The sequence below is a fragment of the Algimonas ampicilliniresistens genome, from assembly GCF_030159955.1.
Classification (GTDB): domain Bacteria; phylum Pseudomonadota; class Alphaproteobacteria; order Caulobacterales; family Maricaulaceae; genus Litorimonas; species Litorimonas ampicilliniresistens.
Genome location: NZ_BSNK01000002.1, coordinates 1,216,786 through 1,232,914 on the forward strand (window position 1 = coordinate 1,216,786; position 16,129 = coordinate 1,232,914).

The following is a 16,129-nucleotide window of genomic DNA, read 5'->3' on the forward strand; positions in this document are numbered from 1 at the left end:
GGCTGCTGGTCTAACGCCGGATCGCTTCGCGCGATTGGGTGAGGTCGCGGTGGACCCGTTGTAGGCGCGAGCGTGTCGGGGCGTCGGTTTCCACGGCGAGTAAGGTTTCAATGTCCAAAATCGCTCGGTCGAGCCCGTGCATAGCAGCCTGAACGCGACGCGGATGGCGCGGCGGATGGGCGTTTGGTTTCGTACCAATCGCGCCTTCGCAATAGGACAAGTTCAACCCGTCCGGCAGGCGCGTATTCATGTTACCGCAGGCCTGATCCAACTGTCCCTGCGTTAATCCAACCACATGGGTCATGTCGGCATCTGACAGGTTGGTGTCTTTCAGTGAGGCTTCTTCCAGGTTGGCAAACCCAAACCGCACACCTGTAAACTGGCCAGCATCGAGCGTGGCTTTGGTCAAATCAGCATTATCGAGGCGCGCCCGGTCGAAATTGGATCGCGTAAAGTCCGCAGACGCCGCGCTCGCGCCAATCAGATTGGCCGACTGAAAATCATTGTCGCTGAATGTCCCGCGGGTCAGCTCAGCCCGGTGCAAATTCGCCTGGCGCATAGTGGAGTGCGAAAGACTGGCTTCTGTCAGGGTCGCGTCTTCCATGACGGCGCCGCGCATAATGACCTGTTCGCCCGTGACGCCGTAGAGCATGGCTTTGCGGAAATGCGCGCCAGTCAGGTCAGACCCATGCAGTTTACCGCCAGACAGGTTTGAGTTGTTAAAGAGCGATCCCGCGAAATTCGCGTTTTTAAGCGTCATACCATTCATGCGCTTGCCCGATAGATCACACTGCGAGCAGGAGCTGGATGAAGCAACGATCCGCGTGTCCACGCGCAACTGCCCGCTTGCCGATACGGGCAAAGCGAGCAGCGCGGCGCCTAGCATGACGCGGAAGGTTGTGGCTTGGGAGTGATAGCGCACGAGGGGGTTATAGATGGGCCAATGGCCAAAGCTCCACTTACGGAGTCGTAAGAAAGTAAGATTTTGTCAGTAATGGTTGATAGAGTGTTTACGGCGAAAACAGGCCCAAACTGACCATATTCCTGTCACCCTTGCGCTTTACGCGCGTTGCCTGCGCGGGCATAAGCTGCCCGAACCGAAGACGGATCCGACTCACATGGCTTTTTTCAAACGGCTTTTTACTTGGTGGAACGGCGCAACGCTGGGCACGCTATTCTCCGTTAAGCGCGGATTCGTGACCGTCGGTGAGGACGCGTCCGGCAATACCTACCATGAGGCCAAGACGGCCAGCCCTGAATTTGAAGGCCGAAAACGCCGCTGGGTCATTTATAAGGGCTATGCCGATCCGACGACTGTGCCCGCCGAATGGCATGGTTGGCTGCACCATACCTATGACGAAAAGCCGGATGAGTTGGGTATTCGTCGCCATGACTGGCAATTGCCACATCAGAAGAACCTGACCGGGACACCGGGGGCTTACAAGCCAAAAGGGTCACTCGACAGGGGCGCTAACCGTGATGAGGTTGCGTCCGATTACGAAGCCTGGACACCCGGGGACTAATGCCCGCACTGCGCCGCATATCGATCCTGATAGCGATGGCTCTGCCTGTTCTGGCGAGTGCCGCTACGCCGCCGCCCAATTTGATGGGCGAGGCGGTTGAGCTACGGGCGCTGGATAAAGTAACGGCGCGGACCTTTGATTACACGGTGCCGATTGGTGACTCGCTCGAGTTTGGGAGCCTGACCATTCATGCACGCCACTGTGAAAAAACGCCGCCGACCGAACTGCCAGAAACTTATGCCTTTCTGCAGATTGATGATCGGCTGTTGGAAGAGACAGGCGAAGCCGCAGAAGAGGGCGCACGGGTGTTCTCGGGTTGGATGTTCGCGTCGCGCCCCGCCATTAGTGCGCTGGATCACCGCGTCTACGACGTTTGGGTGATTGGCTGCGTCGCGCCCGAGCGTAATGAGAGCCTGCGCCGCGCTGACGACTACCGCCCGGACCGGCTCTAGCGCCGTTCAACGATGGTTTCGTCCCGCCAAGGTGCGCTCACCGATCTGAAAGTTATCGAGGTCGCGCAGCTGATCGCGGGGCCGTTTTGCGGCCAAATGCTGGCCGATCACGGCGCGCACGTCATCAAAGTCGAGCAGCCGGGTGTCGGCGATCCGATGCGGGTCTGGGGCCGCGAGGGCTATCCGCTGTCTTGGGAAATATTGGGCCGCAATAAAGAGAGCGTGTTTCTGAACCTGCGTGAAGCTGACGGGCAGGCGGCGCTCAAGGCGCTTGTCGCAGATGCCGATATTCTGATTGAAAACTTCCGACCCGGCACGATGGAAAAGTGGGGGCTCGGCTATGACACGCTGTCCGCGATCAATCCCGGTCTCATTATGGTGCGCGTTTCTGGCTATGGTCAAACCGGACCTTATTCGAAACGTGCGGGCTATGCCTCGGTCGGTGAAGCGATGGGCGGATTGCGCGCGCTGATTGGGGAGCCAGACCGCAAACCGGCGCGGGCGGGCATTTCTCTGGGCGACAGTCTGGCGGCTCTGTTTGCGACGATTGGCACGCTGACGGCGCTGCACCACCGCGACAAGACGGGTGAGGGGCAGGTGGTCGATGCCTCAATCTACGAATCCGTCTTATCGTTGATGGAGGCGACGATTCCAGAACACGCGATTGAGGGGTTCATCCGCCAACGTACGGGGAGCTATCTACCCGGTATCGCGCCGTCCAACATCTATGAATGCGCCAACGGGCAAGTTGTCATCGGGGCCAATCAAGACACAGTGTTTGGGCGGTTGGCGGACGCGATGGGCGCGCCGACACTAGCCAGCGATCCGCGCTATGCGGACCATGTTGCGCGCGGCGCCAACCAAGCGGAGTTGGACGCGCGGATTACAGAGTGGACTTCCCAACATCCAGCGGACGCCGTGCAGCGCATCATGGATGAACATGGCGTGCCCTGCAGCAAGCTCTACCGGGCAGCGGATATGCTGAACGATCCGCATTATGCGGCGCGCGATGCGATCGTGACCGTGGAGAGCGACCGTTACGGCCAAGTGCCGATGCAGGGTGTGTTTCCGAAATTAAGCAAGACGCCCGGTGCAGTCAGACATGCGGGCAAAGACATACCGAGTGGCGATTGATCGCTCTATCGCTGGGTCAGGACGCGGTTGGCCGCGCCTGAATTGGCGATAATAATATCCGATCGGTTGTCCCCATTCATATCCGCGACGCTGACGCCGTAAGTGTCGTCTGTGTCATCAGACAGTGGGTGTGGAGCAAACGTCCCGTCGCCCCGGTTGAGCAGGATATAATTGGTCCCATCATTCCCCTCGATAAGGTCCAGCCGACCATCAGCATTTAGGTCCGCCGCTGCCATCGCCTGCGTGGCGTGCCCGTCCCGGTTGATCGATAGGGGGCCGCCAAAACCGTCCGAGTTCGTCTCAGTGTAGAGTTTGTGGTCGCCATCCGTGCTGACCAGCAAAATGTCTGGGGTTGCGTCGCCGTTGAAATCTCCGACAACCGCCTTGCGGTGATCGCCAACACTACCGTTCAAGGGCACGGCGCCGAACTTGGCATCGCCTCTATTCATCATCACCACACTGGCGGAGCCATCACGGCGCGCGACGACGATGTCAGTACGGCCATCACCGTTGAAGTCTCCGGTCGCAAGCCCCGTCGATCCTTTGCCGTCACCCGGCAAATCAATCGGCGCAGAAAAGCTGCCTAGACCGTCGCTGAGCAGGATCACATCGGCGCCACGACGTGTCGCAATGGCGATATCCGGCTGGCCGTCGCTATTGGCATCCAGCACGGTCCCGGAGCGCACATGGCCGTCCGTATTTGCCAAGCGAAGCGCCGCGCCAAACTGGCCCGATCCGTCATTCAGTCGCAGCATGGCGGGGATCTGATCGCCAAGCGTGACTATGTCAGGGTGACCATCGGCATTAAAATCGGCGACCAAATGCGCGTAGCTGGCCGCGAGACCATCGCCCAAACGTCTGGCTTCCAGAAAGCGCCCAGAGCCCGCATTGAGAAACACGAAATCCTGCTGCGCCCAGTGCCTGCCATTGGCCACGAGCGCATCCAGATCACCGTCACCGTCCACATCGGCGAGCGCAATATCCGCCGTCCGGCCATCACCAGCATCGAATTGCAAGAACGGGTGAGCCCGAAAGTTTGGTGCGGATGGGGCGTCCTGAGCCGTGGCAGACCCCGCGATCAACATGACCGTCAGAAGGAGGGCTGACGGAGTGACCGTTTGCGTGTTGTAGCCCTGTTTAGTCATGCCGATTTTCGCCTAATCCAACCGTGATACGGCCACTGCATCGCGCGGTGTGATCTCGCCCTCGCCGTGGAAGTATTTCCAACTGCGTAGGCATTTCTTGGCGTCTGTTTCTTTCAAGTCGCTGACCGTAATCACCTCGCCAAGGACCGCATTCGATACGATCAGATAGTCGGCCAATGTGTCGGTCGGATCAGAAGGGTTGGCATAATCATCCGCGATGATCACGCTGAGCGCGTCGAGCGCCTCCGCCAATCCACTCGTCGGCGCGACAACAGACGCTTCCAAACTGGATTTGATAACCTTCTCGGCCCGCATGGGTTCGATGGTCTCATTGATCTGCTCACGGGTCGCGCGAACGGTTTCAATATGCTTTGCCAAGGCGTTATCCTGCCACGCGTCTGGACAGTCGCGGAAGGTTTCTAGATGCACGCTGGACCCAGGCCGTCGGGCTTGCCAGACTTCTTCCATGGTGAAGCAGAGGACCGGGGCGAGCCACGTCGTTAGCCGTTCAAACAGCGCATTCATCACCGTGCGGCAGGCGCGGCGGCGGGTGCTGTCCAGCGGATCGCAATAGAGCGCGTCCTTACGAATGTCGAAATAGAAGGCCGACAAATCATTGGTGCAGAAGTTGAACAGGCGAGAGAAGATCACGCGGTGGTCGTGATTGCGCACAAGCTCTTCATGATCTGAGCCGAGTTCGTGCAAGCGGTGCAAGACCCAGCGTTCCAGCGCGGGCATGTCGGCATAATCGACAGCTTCACTCTCGTCATACCCATCCAGCGCGCCGATCATATAGCGCAGCGTGTTGCGCAGCTTGCGATAGCTATCCGTATTGGTCTTGATGACCTCGTCGGAAATACGGATTTCTTCGGTGACGTCGGAAGACGATACCCAGAGGCGGATAATATCCGCGCCGAATTTCTTGATCAGATCTTCCGGCGCCATGACATTGCCGAGGCTCTTGGACATTTTCAGCCCCTTGGCGTCGACCACGAAACCGTGGGTCAGAATGCCTTTATAAGGCGCTTCACCGTAAACGGCGCAGCTCTCCATCAGGCTCGACTGGAACCAACCGCGATGCTGGTCCGAGCCTTCCATATAGAGGTCGGCGCGGTCGGGCAGATCGTCGCGTTGTTTGAGGCAAAACGCGTGGGTGCAGCCACTGTCAAACCAGACATCCAGAATATCGCTGACCTTTTCCCAACCCGCATTATTCTCCGGCATCAGTTCTTCAATCGGTGTGTTGAACCAGCCGTCGACGCCGTGATGGAAGACGGCTTCTATGATCTTAGCGTTGACGGCGTCGGCATCGGCGCGCTCAGTATGAAGCTCGCCATTCGGGCCAACGATCAGTGTGATCGGTACGCCCCAATTGCGCTGACGGCTGATCAGCCAATCCGGGCGGTCCTTGACCATCGTGCCAATGCGGTTGCGACCGCGCTCGGGCCAGAACTTCGTCCGCTCGATCTCGGCCAGCGCTTTATCGCGCAGGCTGTCCTTGGACATAGAGATGAACCATTGCGGCGTGGCGCGGCGAATGACCGGAGCTTTGGAGCGCCAGCTATGCGCGTCGCGCAAGGTCATCGGCGCGCGGGCCAGCAAATTGCCCGTTTCGACAAGTGCTTTGATGACTTCAGGATTGGCCTTGCCGTCTTGTCCGCGCTTCTTGCCGGACGTGCGGATCACGTCGAGACCTTCGAAGCGCTCCGGCATCACGTCGGTGTAACAGCCCTTATCATCCATGGTCAGTGGCACAGCGGGGTCGATGCCAAGGCTCGCCAGCTTGTCACCATTGCTCATCCAGACATTAAAATCGTCCTCGCCGTGGGACGGCGCTGTATGGACAAAACCCGTACCGGCTTCGGCCGTGACATGGTCGCCTTCGAGCATGGGGATGGGGAAATCATATTTGCCGTCCGCGCCGGGCATGTGGCGAAGGGGATGATCGAGGACAAAATCGCTGAGGTCATTGGTATTGATGTCAGTGACGCGTTTTGAATCTTTGATGAAGCTGGCTTTGGCGACACTCTCCCATAAATCGTCGGCAACGATCAATTTGTCGCCGATGGACTGACCGAGGTCGAATTCAACCTCTTCCAATTCCGTGATTTCATACAAACCATACTGAATTGAAGGCGAGTAAGAGACGGCTCGATTAGCCGGAATTGTCCAGGGTGTTGTTGTCCAAATGACGATCGAAATATTATCCGTGGCGAAGGATTGGCCGCCAGTTTCAAGCATTCCTTTTCCGGTTTCAGTGAAATCTTGAAGTGCGCTGAGTTGTTCCTTTTGGTCGTCACGTAAATTACTATTGGAACTTACCACCTTATCGAAATCGTCAACGTTTACGGACTTTCCTCGTCGATAATTCACCGGAAACCGCACATAGATCTGCGTAACCCTTCGGTCGGCATATTCGACTTCGGCTTCGGCCAGCGCGGTCTGTTCGACGGGACTCCACATGATCGGTTTGGAGCCGCGATAAAGTTGGCCTGAATTAGCAATCTTGAGCAGCTCGGCGCAGATCACGGCCTCAGACTCAAACCGCATCGTCAGATAGGGATTGTCCCAATCGCCGACGACGCCGAGGCGCTGAAATTCTTCGCTCTGAATATCGACCCAGCCTTTGGCGTATTCGCGGCAGCGGGCGCGGAATTCGGACGCTGGCACATCGTCTTTACCACGGCCTTTGGCGCGGAATTCTTCTTCCACTTTCCATTCAATCGGCAGGCCGTGACAGTCCCAACCAGGGACATAATTGGCGTTGAGTCCGAGCATCTGGTGCGAACGGTTGATCAGATCTTTGAGGATCTTGTTCAGCGCCGTACCCATATGGATGTGGCCATTGGCGTAGGGCGGGCCGTCATGCAGCGTGTAGCTTTCGCGCCCTTCGGATTGTTCGCGCAGCGTGTGGTAGAGCTTCTGCTCGTCCCAAAACTCGATCCATTTCGGTTCGGCCTTGGGCAGGCCGGCGCGCATGGGGAAATCCGTCTTTGGGAGGAAGAGCGTGTCGCGATAATCGCGCGGCCCAGAATCAGGGGAAGAGTCTTGGCTGTCAGTCGTCATGATGATGTCTTCAGGTATAAAATTGTCGGGGAGTTCGGATGTGCCGACACGCGCAGGCCACTCTGCCTAGAGGGCGCGTATCGGGGTGATAATTCGAATGGTCGACATAGGAGCGGGTTAACCGGGCCAGCGGTCGATGGCAAGGCGGCAGGGCTTAGTCGCTTTGCATCTCATCAATGTCTTCAAGCCCGAAATAGATGCCGCGCTCCGCCGCGGTCAGATCGATCAGATGACGAATATCCCGGGCCTGATTCAGACAAGCCACGGCGTAGATGAGAACAGCCAGGAGCCATGACAGAGTGAGAAACATGACTCCCAATTGTATCATCAAAAACTGCTGACTCACTTCGAACGTTGATAGAAAGATGCGGCCAAGGCTGCCCGGAAACAACAGGTTGATAACGGTCAACAATAAGATCGGAACCGACACATTGGCGATAATAGAAATCCGGAAGGCCGCGGTGGCTTGTTCCAGATTGACGGCCGCGAAGGTGCGCAGGGCTTTGATACGCATATTGCTGCGTTGATCGAGCATCAGGGCGAGCTTGGCTGCGGCTTGGGTCTGCATCAGCCGGTCTATCCGCGTGCGCGGCAGGCGACCGCTGAACCCAAAGGTCCAGCTTTTTGATGTTATGCTATTCTGCGCTGGAAACAGCGCCTGAACTTGCTCCCAATCTTCGGCTGCGCTTGTGTCGTCCATGATGGTCCGCTGCCACAGCGTTGAACACAGGTCAAAGCGTCCTTGTGTCGAGCCGCTATGGGGCGAGCATGAAAAAGCTTCTTCTCCCCCTCCTTCTAATCCTTCCAGCCTGCGCGACGAGTGTGACAACCACCACCTTGTCAGCTGAACCGGCCAAACAGACCAGCTTCGTCTATCCGCATGTTAAGCGCCCAAATCTGCTGGTCGCCGACATAGACCGGTCGCTGAAAATCTATCGCGATATTTTGGGGTTTGAAGGCGCGCCCGTTAGCGAGAGTTCGCTCGACAGCTATTCCTACCCTGTCTTCAACATCCCGCGCGAAGGCCGGATGCGTTACACCTATTTGGGTGAACCGGGGGAAGATCGCGTGCTTGGCCTGACCGAGGTCAAGAATGTCGATTTGCCGCGCCCCGCTGACCGTCCCTATATGAGCACGGTCGTGATTGGTGTGACGGGCTTAGCCGACAAGATGGATCAACTGGCGAAAATGGGGCTTGAGATGACAGAGCCTAAAACGACGGGCGGCACGGAGTTCATCTTCACCGAAGTCGCTTTCATTGATCCGGACGGCCATATGATCGTGCTGTATGAGGTGGAGGATTAATCCTCGCCGCGGCTTTTCACGAGGATATCCCGCTTTATGCGGGCCAAGGTGAAGCCGAGGTTGGCGCGCCGCAGCTCGCCTTGCGATAACTGGGCGAGCGCCTCTCGATAGGCTTCCTCATGGTGGCGCATCATGTCACGGTGCAAGCTTCGAATCATCAGCATGTGACCGCCGCGAAATATGGTAAAATAGAGCGCCGCAAAACCGACCATGACCGCCGTGTGATCTAAGGTTCTCTCATCGGGGCCGATGAGTTTGAGCAGCGCCAAGACAGCTAATAGGGTGAGGGCCGCAGGCAAGACCGTGAGGACGAGCCAGCACCGCAGACTCAACCAGCGTTGGGATAGGCGTTCCGGGCTCATACAGCTTTATACGGAATTCTGTGACGAACGGGAGTCGCGAGCCCGCCCAGACTTGGCTAAGGTGACATTATGACCCAGACCCCAGCTATGACTTTTGATCTTCTTATTCGCGGCGGCACCATCGTCAATCATTCCGGGCGCAGCGTCACCGATGTCGGCGTGAGGGACGGAAAGATCGTCGCCATCGGATCGCTCGGCCAAGCCAGCGCGGGCGAGGTGATCGATGCTACTGGCTTGCACGTGCTGCCCGGCGTGATCGATAGCCAAGTTCATTTCCGGGAGCCTGGACCCACGCATAAGGAAGATTTGCGCGCGGGATCGATGGGCGCGGTGCTCGGCGGCGTGACGGGCGTGTTCGAAATGCCCAATACCAATCCGACAACCTCGACGGCGGCGATGTTACAGGACAAGCTCGACCGCGCGGCGGGCAAGGTCGATCATGGCGGCATGTTTTGCAATCATGCCTTCTATGTCGGGGGCACTCACGCCAATGCCGATCATTTGAATGAGCTAGAGCGTTTGCCCGGCTGTTGCGGGGTGAAAGTGTTTATGGGAGCGTCGACGGGTGACTTGCTGATCGCCGATGATGAGGGGCTTCGGCGCGTGCTGAAATCCATCAATCGCCGCGCCAGTTTCCATAGCGAGGACGAGGCCCGCATGGCGGAGCGGCGTCATTTGGCCCGCGAAGGCGACTGGACCTCACATACGGATGTGCGCGACAAACAATCGGCTATCATCTCGACCGAACGCCTGATCCGCATGGCGCGCGAAGCCAATAAGCGCATTCATGTGCTACACATTTCGACGGCCGAGGAAGTGCCGATACTGGCCGCGAACAAGGATCTCGTGACCTGCGAAATCCTGCCGAACCATCTCTCGATCTACGGGCCAGAGGCTTATGAGCAGCTTGAAGGTCGGGTGCAGCAAAACCCACCAATCCGCGATTATGAAAACGCTCAGGGGCTTTGGGAAGGCGTGCGTAATGGCACATTCGATGTGATGGGGACCGACCATGCGCCGCATACGCTGGAAGAAAAATCCATGCCCTATCCCGCCAGCCCGTCCGGCATGCCGGGCGTTCAGACCTTCGTTCCGCTGATGCTAGACTGGGTCAATAAAGGCGCGCTGAGCTTGGAACGCTTTGTCGATTTGACCAGCCACGGCGTGAACAGAGTTTGGGGTGTTGTCGGCAAAGGCCGACTGGCCGCAGGCTATGATGCTGACATCACAATTGTTGATATGAAAGCAACCCGAACCTTGCGCGATGAAGATCAAGCGAACCGATCCGGTTGGACGCCTTATCATGGCCGAGAGGTTCAGGGCTGGCCGACTCATACGATCATTGATGGTCGGATCGTGATGCAAGAGGACGAGATTATAGGCGAGGCACAGGGCAAACCATACCGCTTCGCGGAATGCCTCTGAGATATCTATGAGTCACTATCGACGAGTCAGAGATGAATATCTAGGTTGACACGACACTTGTCGTTTATTATCGTTTTTCAATAAGGATCGAGAGGAGACCCTGATGAAAACTTTATTGAGCGGCGTGATAGCCGCGGCCCTGTTGGCCAGTCCGGTTATGGCTCATGGCGACGATGATGATGTAAAGCGCGACGTCAAACAGACTCACGACCTCAAGGATTTCGACAAGATCGAAGTCGTTGGTGTCTATAAGCTCGACATCCGTTCCGGCGACAAATTTTCAGTCCGCACAGAGGCGCGCAAAAAAGACGCGAAATGGATGAAGGTTCGCCAAGAGGGCGATACGCTCGTTCTGGGCGCAGAAGATGATGAAGGTCACAAGACCAGAGGTCGCCATAATAAAGGCATATTGGCCATCGTCACGATGCCTAGATTATCGAGCCTAGAGGTTGCCGGCATTGCGACAGGCGAAGTGAGCGCGTTTACGGGCGGCGATGTCGATGTCGATATCGCCGGGATTAGCGATCTGGCTTTAAGCGGAACATGCGATCGGCTCGATATTCAGCTCGCGGGTATGGGTGACCTCGACGCACACGATCTGAAATGTGCCGATGTAAATGCTGAACTCGGCGGCATGGGGTCGATGGATGTCTATGCCTCAGAGCGTATCGACGCGACCGTCGGCGGTATGGGCAGTATCGACGTTCATGGCGGTCCGACAGATGTTTCGACGGATAAGTCGATGTTCTCGTCGATCAAAATTCGCTGATCCACTTAACGGGGGTGCGACGTTCCACGTCGCGTCTCATAGTTCTCATCAGTTATAGTCCCCTAAGGAGGACAGTATGAAATATCTTCTGGCTGCGGCCGCAACGACACTTTTGATTGCTGGAACAGCGGTCGCGCATGATGGCGATAATATTGAACGCGACGTCATCGCCGATTACGATTTTCGCGGGTTTGACAGCATCGATGTAAGTGGCGTTTACGAACTGGATGTCCGGTCCGGAAAACGTTTCTCAGTCAGGACTGAGGCGACAGAGGACAGTGCAGAATGGCTTGAAGTGAAGCTGAAGGGCGACACGCTTTATCTGAGTAAGAAAAACAACCATAAATTCTTTGATCGGGACGATGATCGTCACGATCACGCGGTTCGAGTCATTGTAACGATGCCTAAGTTGACGGATTTAGATGTTTCCGGTGTCGCGTCGGGAGAGATTTCAGCCTTTACTGGCGGTCGTATCAGTATCGATGTGGGCGGCGTGAGTGATCTGACGTTATCGGGTGCCTGTTCACGGTTGAATATTGATATGGGCGGTGTTGGCAAAGTCGATGCCGAGGCGCTGAAATGTGATCATGTCTATGCCGATATGGGCGGGGTCGGAAAAATGTCCGTTTATGCAGCAAAAAGTATCAAAGCTGACTCGGGCGGTATGAGTAAGATCGATGTTTATGGCAATCCATCAGACAGGGATGTTGAGAGCAGTCGAATGGCCAAAGTGAACATACGCTAGGTCGGCGAGAGACCTCGAATGAAATAAAAAAGGCCCGGCAATCGCCGGGCCTTTTGATTTTGGGGTGTGATCATTTTTCACAAGCGCGTCTTCGCTAGTGCGTGGAATAGCAGATCGTCCGACCATGATAGTGGCCGCGACGTGCGGGCCGCGGACGATAATGTGTGCGGGGCTGCTGATAGATCACGCGCGGCTGATGGTAAGTCCGCGGCTGCTGATAATAGGTCCGAGGTTGCTGATAGTAAGTGCGCGTTTGGTAATGCGTCCGCGGTTGATGATAAGTACGCGGTTGTTGGTAATGCGTCCGCGGCTGCTGATAATAGGTCCGCGGTTGTTGATAATGCGTGCGCGGCTGTTGGTAATATGTTCGCGGCTGGTGGTAATAAGTTGACCGAGGCTGCTGATAATAGTGGCCACCGGAGTAACTATGGTTCCGATTACCGCTTCCAGCAATCGTTGCTCCGGCTAGACCGCCCACGACAGCGCCGATCACGGATCCTTCAGTGCGCGCACCGCTGCCGGCGATTTGGCTGCCAAGTACGGCGCCGACGCCAGCGCCAACGAGCCCCCCGACGACTTGATTATTGTTAGAGCTAGAACCCTGATGGTAGTGCTGATAGCTCGTATTATGAGCCTGAGCGCTCAACGGTGAAAGGGCCAATGCGCCCACGGCCGCCAAGGCCGTTGCAAGTCTCTTCATCATGGGTCGTGTCCTTTTGCATGGCAAAGCGCCCGTCCCGGCACCTCGGTGGATTCGAGTCTTAACAAAGAGTTAAGACCGTGCAGCGTTCCATAAACCTACCGAAGCTGAATGAAGGCTGAACCCAATATTAAGGGTCGCCACTACCAAACACGGCGTCGGCAAACTCCGTCTGAACAACCAGATGTCGTAGGCTGGCTGTAATAGGTCGGCGTTGATGGCCATGCTGGCGCGGGGGCGATTTGGCCATGATAGACCGACGGGTAATAGGCCTGGGTTGTATAATGGCTTTGATAGTAGGGCTGATAATGCGGTTGCGCGCGAGCGTATGTCACGCGCGGCTGATGTGGGTGGCCATAGGATGGCCCATAACTAGGTCCATAAGACGAATATTGTGGCATGCTACCGTATCGCATTGGTCGCTGAGCTGTCCGGTTAGCGATCGTGTAACCTGCGAGACCGCCGAGCGCAGCCCCGATGGCCGTGCCTTCTTGCCGCTGTCCGGAGCCGGCAATGTTTGAACCGATGACACCGCCCAGGCCGGCACCGATCCCAGTGCCGATCAGGTTGCGCTGATTAAAACCGGGATTGAACTGTCCAGCATAAGGGTTTCCGTAATAGGTCGATTGAGAGTTACCATAGGCTGCGCCCAAAAGCCCGCCTGTGACCGCACCGATCGCAGCGCCTTCTGTTCGATTGCCGGACGGGGCGATCTGTGAGCCCGCAAAGGCCCCGAGCCCAGCCCCGGCACCGCCATAAAGTAGCGTGTTATTATCCACGCTGCCAAAAAGCTGCGCATTCGCGGCCATCGGTGCGCCGAACCCCGCCAGCGTTACAGCGCCTAATAGAAATAGTTTCATGTCGAACTCCTGCTATCTATTTTGTCCGTCGCTTTGTCGAAGTGAAGCGCCGGGTTCCCCTGAGGAGATGCAAGCGTCGGGCCATTTCTCTTTTTAGACGAAAAAAGCCCCGATCCTTTCGGACCGGGGTTCCTTCAGCTCTTCAGTAGGTCGGCTAGATGGGACGGACCGTCCACCGATGAGACCGAATAGGGCTAGTGATCTGAGTAACAGACCGTCTGACCGTGATAGTGGCCGCGGCGGTTGCGGGGGCGATAATCCCGACGGTCGCGACGATTATCATAGGCGCGCTTCACCCGGCGACGCTCATCCTTCAGATGATCCAGCTCATAGCTGATCTCGTTCAGACGCCGCTGGATCCAGCGGCCGCGACGCTCATAGCGTTGACGCTGCTTCAGATCGCGGCGTTCATCGCGTAACCGGTCAATGCGGCGGTCGATGCGGCGCAAGTCGCGATCGTGCTGACGGGACGAATAGCCGTAGCTGGATTGACGCTGGCGGTCATCATAGCCGCGATGGTGCGGACGATGACCGCGAGACCGTGTTTGATGTCCATTATGGCCGACTGTCTGATAGGCAGGCTGACGATAATTGGCATTCTGATAGGTGCTGATGACCCGGCCATTGCGGTAGATGCGGCCATCTTTCTCGCAATCACTCGCGCCGTCACCAATAGCCGCGCCGATGATGCCGCCGATGACGGCTCCGGCGATTGCGCCTTCGGTCTTGTCACCGTGACCTGCGATTTCTTCGCCAAGGACGGTGCCGAGCGAACCACCGATTAGGCCGCCGGCAATTGTAGCTTCAGTGTCTTTGCATTTGCGGTAATCGCCAGCCGACGCAACTGTCGGAAGGGCGAGGGCAGCTGCGGCCAGGGAGACGGCAGCCAGGGATTTTGTAAAAGTATTTCGCATGGAAACATCTCCTGGTTGGCTCGGGCTGGGGGAAGTCCCGCCGATGAGATGTAACTAGGGGATGCTCTTTGAAGCCACTCTGAGCCGTGCGTTCATGCGCGGTTTAAGAATGGTTAATGGTCGCCGTCAGCTCAGACGGGTGACCCGTGTGCCCGCCAATCTGTCATAGGGCGGGCGTCCATCGCCAATGAAAAGCGAGATCAGATAGAGACCCGAAAGACCCATAGAGACCGCAAAGAGGGACCAGCCCAAAGCGGTCGGGGCGCTACCGAACGGCACATCCATGCCGTGCCAGATGCCGGTGTGCGCCATTTCCCATGGCGCAAATTTCAAAATGTTGCGCAGGATGACCTTCGCCGGACGCCCATCAACGGTCAGCTTCATCACCCGTTTGCCTAACGTCGCTTTCCGCCCCGCCATCTCGCAGAGGATGAAATATAGGCAGACAGGCAGTGTCACCATCAGAAAGGCTTGCCCTTGGGCGATCCACCGGGCTTTCGTCGAAAAGACCTCTGGTATGCTGATTGTTAGCCAGCCTAGGCTGGCCATTGCAAACAGCGCGGCTAACCAGACAAGGATCACGCCATAGTCGACCAGATAGGCCCCGATACGTCGAAACGGATGCTTCATGGTTTGGCGACTCCGTGTTTGCGGAAGAACGTCCCAGCTTCATCGAGTGCGTCGCGAGCTTCGGGCAGCACATCGTCAAAGATTTGGAACACATGCGGCATATGCGACCAAGCCTGTAGCTCGATGGGCGATCCGGCGGCCTTGGCTTTATTCACATAACGCACGGCGTCGCCATACAGCATCTCTTCTTGGCTGGCTTGCACAAGGGTGGGTGGCAGGTCGCTAAGGTCATTGAAGATTGGGCTGACGTCCGGGTCTGACGGGTTGATTTTGGCCGTGTAACGCATCCCCGCAAGTAGAAGCGGACGCGGCAGTTTAAGCAATGGGCGTAACAAGGGCTGCAGCATCAGATCGGTTTCGATGTTCTCTTTGAACGTTGGTGATGCGGCGGTGGCGTCTGACGACGGGGACAGCGCGTAGGCCGCATCAGGCTGGCGCAATCCATGATCACGCGCATAATTGATCATCATTAGGGTCAGGTTGCCACCAGCGCTGTCGCCCGCCACGCCGAGCGCTTCGACGGGCGCTGGACCATCCGGCCCATTGTCCAAAATCCAATGATAGGCTGCGCGGCTATCCTCAATCGTATTACGGCGCGAGTTTTCTGGCATCAGCCGATAATTCGGCGTGAATACAGCGCATCCCGTTCGCTTGGCGAGGTTCCATGTGATCGGACGGTGCGAGATGTCAGACCCGACAGTGAACGCTCCGCCGTGTAGATAGAGAATGCGTCGGTCCGGGTCGTAACCCGGCAACAAGGTCCAACGACCATGCACGGTCTGGCCGTTCATTTCGACAGTGGCGTCACGATATTCAGCCACCAGATCGGTCCGTGCTAGGCCCGCTTGCTCAAAACGTTCACGCTTATTCTCCCAGCCGGTTTTGGCATTGGCAGCTTGGGCCGGTTTGATGAAGTTCTCGACCAGATAGTCGTTCACGACTTTGAGCCCGTCACTATTCGGGTCCGTGTCGCGGTGGAGTGGCGGCGCTTGATCAAAGGCCTTGAGGTCTTTCCCAGACAGACGTTTGGTTACACCCCAAGCGACAAGACCGACAAGACCCGCAAAAGCCGGGGGGATAAGGAGAAGGTGGAGCATAG

The 16,129-nt window shown here is 57.0% G+C and carries 17 protein-coding genes; 7 read left to right on the forward strand and 10 right to left on the reverse strand.

Going from position 1 to position 16,129, the window contains the following annotated elements; genetic code table 11:
* Positions 1-10: 10 nt before the first annotated feature.
* Complete coding sequence (locus QQL54_RS13705) at positions 11-922, reverse strand: pentapeptide repeat-containing protein (protein ID WP_284391762.1); 912 nt, start codon at positions 920-922, stop codon at positions 11-13.
* Positions 923-1,118: 196 nt separating this feature from the next.
* Here QQL54_RS13705 and QQL54_RS13710 point away from each other — a divergent pair, with 196 nt between their 5' ends.
* From QQL54_RS13710 to QQL54_RS13720, 3 genes are read left to right on the forward strand one after another with little or no spacing between them, the layout of a single operon-like run.
* Positions 1,119-1,523, forward strand: a complete 405-nt coding sequence (locus QQL54_RS13710; RefSeq protein WP_284391764.1) for an NADH:ubiquinone oxidoreductase subunit NDUFA12 — start codon at positions 1,119-1,121, stop codon at positions 1,521-1,523.
* The gene (locus tag QQL54_RS13715) at positions 1,523-1,975 is read left to right on the forward strand and encodes a DUF2155 domain-containing protein (protein WP_284391765.1); all 453 of its coding nucleotides are present in this window, start codon (positions 1,523-1,525) and stop codon (positions 1,973-1,975) included. Before QQL54_RS13710 ends, QQL54_RS13715 begins: the two co-directional genes overlap by 1 nt.
* A 12-nt stretch (positions 1,976-1,987) precedes the next feature.
* A complete protein-coding gene (locus QQL54_RS13720) occupies positions 1,988-3,109 on the forward strand; it encodes a CaiB/BaiF CoA transferase family protein (protein ID WP_284391767.1) in 1,122 nt (373 codons plus the stop codon).
* A 5-nt stretch (positions 3,110-3,114) separates the two neighbouring features.
* Here QQL54_RS13720 and QQL54_RS13725 read toward each other — a convergent pair whose 3' ends face one another.
* From QQL54_RS13725 to QQL54_RS13735, 3 genes are all read right to left on the reverse strand, one after another.
* Positions 3,115-4,254: an FG-GAP repeat domain-containing protein gene (locus QQL54_RS13725; RefSeq protein WP_284391782.1), complete on the reverse strand. Its 1,140-nt coding sequence runs from the start codon at positions 4,252-4,254 to the stop codon at positions 3,115-3,117.
* Positions 4,255-4,266: 12 nt separating this feature from the next.
* Positions 4,267-7,320, reverse strand: a complete 3,054-nt coding sequence (gene ileS, locus QQL54_RS13730) for an isoleucine--tRNA ligase (protein ID WP_284391786.1) — start codon at positions 7,318-7,320, stop codon at positions 4,267-4,269.
* A gap of 154 nt (positions 7,321-7,474) precedes the next feature.
* Positions 7,475-8,020, reverse strand: a complete 546-nt coding sequence (locus QQL54_RS13735; protein ID WP_284391788.1) for a hypothetical protein — start codon at positions 8,018-8,020, stop codon at positions 7,475-7,477.
* Positions 8,021-8,088: 68 nt separating this feature from the next.
* On the opposite strand from QQL54_RS13735, the gene QQL54_RS13740 reads away from it, so the two are divergent.
* Complete coding sequence (locus QQL54_RS13740; protein ID WP_284391791.1) at positions 8,089-8,625, forward strand: VOC family protein; 537 nt, start codon at positions 8,089-8,091, stop codon at positions 8,623-8,625.
* Here QQL54_RS13740 and QQL54_RS13745 read toward each other — a convergent pair.
* Positions 8,622-8,987, reverse strand: a complete 366-nt coding sequence (locus tag QQL54_RS13745) for a hypothetical protein (RefSeq protein WP_284391793.1) — start codon at positions 8,985-8,987, stop codon at positions 8,622-8,624. The two genes, QQL54_RS13740 and QQL54_RS13745, sit on opposite strands and share 4 nt — an antisense overlap.
* A 69-nt stretch (positions 8,988-9,056) precedes the next feature.
* Between QQL54_RS13745 and QQL54_RS13750 the strand changes: the two genes are divergently transcribed.
* From QQL54_RS13750 to QQL54_RS13760, 3 genes are all read left to right on the forward strand, one after another.
* Complete coding sequence (locus QQL54_RS13750) at positions 9,057-10,412, forward strand: dihydroorotase (protein ID WP_284391800.1); 1,356 nt, start codon at positions 9,057-9,059, stop codon at positions 10,410-10,412.
* A gap of 103 nt (positions 10,413-10,515) precedes the next feature.
* Positions 10,516-11,181: a head GIN domain-containing protein gene (locus QQL54_RS13755; protein WP_284391802.1), complete on the forward strand. Its 666-nt coding sequence runs from the start codon at positions 10,516-10,518 to the stop codon at positions 11,179-11,181.
* Positions 11,182-11,257: 76 nt separating this feature from the next.
* Complete coding sequence (locus QQL54_RS13760) at positions 11,258-11,926, forward strand: GIN domain-containing protein (RefSeq protein ID WP_284391804.1); 669 nt, start codon at positions 11,258-11,260, stop codon at positions 11,924-11,926.
* A 94-nt stretch (positions 11,927-12,020) separates the two neighbouring features.
* On the opposite strand, the gene QQL54_RS13765 is transcribed toward QQL54_RS13760, so the two are convergent.
* The 5 genes from QQL54_RS13765 to QQL54_RS13785 all read right to left on the reverse strand — a co-directional run bounded on the left by QQL54_RS13765 (position 12,021) and on the right by QQL54_RS13785 (position 16,127).
* A complete protein-coding gene (locus QQL54_RS13765) occupies positions 12,021-12,629 on the reverse strand; it encodes a glycine zipper 2TM domain-containing protein (RefSeq protein WP_284391808.1) in 609 nt (202 codons plus the stop codon).
* Positions 12,630-12,769: 140 nt separating this feature from the next.
* Entirely contained in the window at positions 12,770-13,486 is a 717-nt protein-coding gene (locus QQL54_RS13770; protein WP_284391811.1) for a YMGG-like glycine zipper-containing protein, read from the reverse strand.
* Between the two features lie 194 nt (positions 13,487-13,680).
* A complete protein-coding gene (locus QQL54_RS13775; RefSeq protein ID WP_284391813.1) occupies positions 13,681-14,400 on the reverse strand; it encodes a hypothetical protein in 720 nt (239 codons plus the stop codon).
* 126 nt (positions 14,401-14,526) lie between these two features.
* Entirely contained in the window at positions 14,527-15,030 is a 504-nt protein-coding gene (locus QQL54_RS13780; RefSeq protein WP_284391815.1) for an RDD family protein, read from the reverse strand.
* Positions 15,027-16,127, reverse strand: a complete 1,101-nt coding sequence (locus QQL54_RS13785; protein WP_284391817.1) for an alpha/beta hydrolase — start codon at positions 16,125-16,127, stop codon at positions 15,027-15,029. The genes QQL54_RS13780 and QQL54_RS13785 overlap by 4 nt, the downstream gene beginning before the upstream one ends.
* Positions 16,128-16,129: the final 2 nt, after the last annotated feature.

Coding starts and splice junctions, on each gene's coding strand:
- QQL54_RS13755 (WP_284391802.1), top strand. CDS start 10,516: ATGAAAACTTTATTGAGCGGCGTGATAGCCGCGGCCCTGTTGGCCAGT.
- QQL54_RS13785 (WP_284391817.1), bottom strand. CDS start 16,127: ATGCTCCACCTTCTCCTTATCCCCCCGGCTTTTGCGGGTCTTGTCGGT.
- QQL54_RS13725 (WP_284391782.1), bottom strand. CDS start 4,254: ATGACTAAACAGGGCTACAACACGCAAACGGTCACTCCGTCAGCCCTC.
- ileS (WP_284391786.1), bottom strand. CDS start 7,320: ATGACGACTGACAGCCAAGACTCTTCCCCTGATTCTGGGCCGCGCGAT.
- QQL54_RS13770 (WP_284391811.1), bottom strand. CDS start 13,486: ATGAAACTATTTCTATTAGGCGCTGTAACGCTGGCGGGGTTCGGCGCA.
- QQL54_RS13740 (WP_284391791.1), top strand. CDS start 8,089: ATGAAAAAGCTTCTTCTCCCCCTCCTTCTAATCCTTCCAGCCTGCGCG.
- QQL54_RS13720 (WP_284391767.1), top strand. CDS start 1,988: ATGGTTTCGTCCCGCCAAGGTGCGCTCACCGATCTGAAAGTTATCGAG.
- QQL54_RS13715 (WP_284391765.1), top strand. CDS start 1,523: ATGCCCGCACTGCGCCGCATATCGATCCTGATAGCGATGGCTCTGCCT.
- QQL54_RS13780 (WP_284391815.1), bottom strand. CDS start 15,030: ATGAAGCATCCGTTTCGACGTATCGGGGCCTATCTGGTCGACTATGGC.
- QQL54_RS13750 (WP_284391800.1), top strand. CDS start 9,057: ATGACCCAGACCCCAGCTATGACTTTTGATCTTCTTATTCGCGGCGGC.
- QQL54_RS13760 (WP_284391804.1), top strand. CDS start 11,258: ATGAAATATCTTCTGGCTGCGGCCGCAACGACACTTTTGATTGCTGGA.
- QQL54_RS13775 (WP_284391813.1), bottom strand. CDS start 14,400: ATGCGAAATACTTTTACAAAATCCCTGGCTGCCGTCTCCCTGGCCGCA.
- QQL54_RS13765 (WP_284391808.1), bottom strand. CDS start 12,629: ATGATGAAGAGACTTGCAACGGCCTTGGCGGCCGTGGGCGCATTGGCC.
- QQL54_RS13735 (WP_284391788.1), bottom strand. CDS start 8,020: ATGGACGACACAAGCGCAGCCGAAGATTGGGAGCAAGTTCAGGCGCTG.
- QQL54_RS13710 (WP_284391764.1), top strand. CDS start 1,119: ATGGCTTTTTTCAAACGGCTTTTTACTTGGTGGAACGGCGCAACGCTG.
- QQL54_RS13745 (WP_284391793.1), bottom strand. CDS start 8,987: ATGAGCCCGGAACGCCTATCCCAACGCTGGTTGAGTCTGCGGTGCTGG.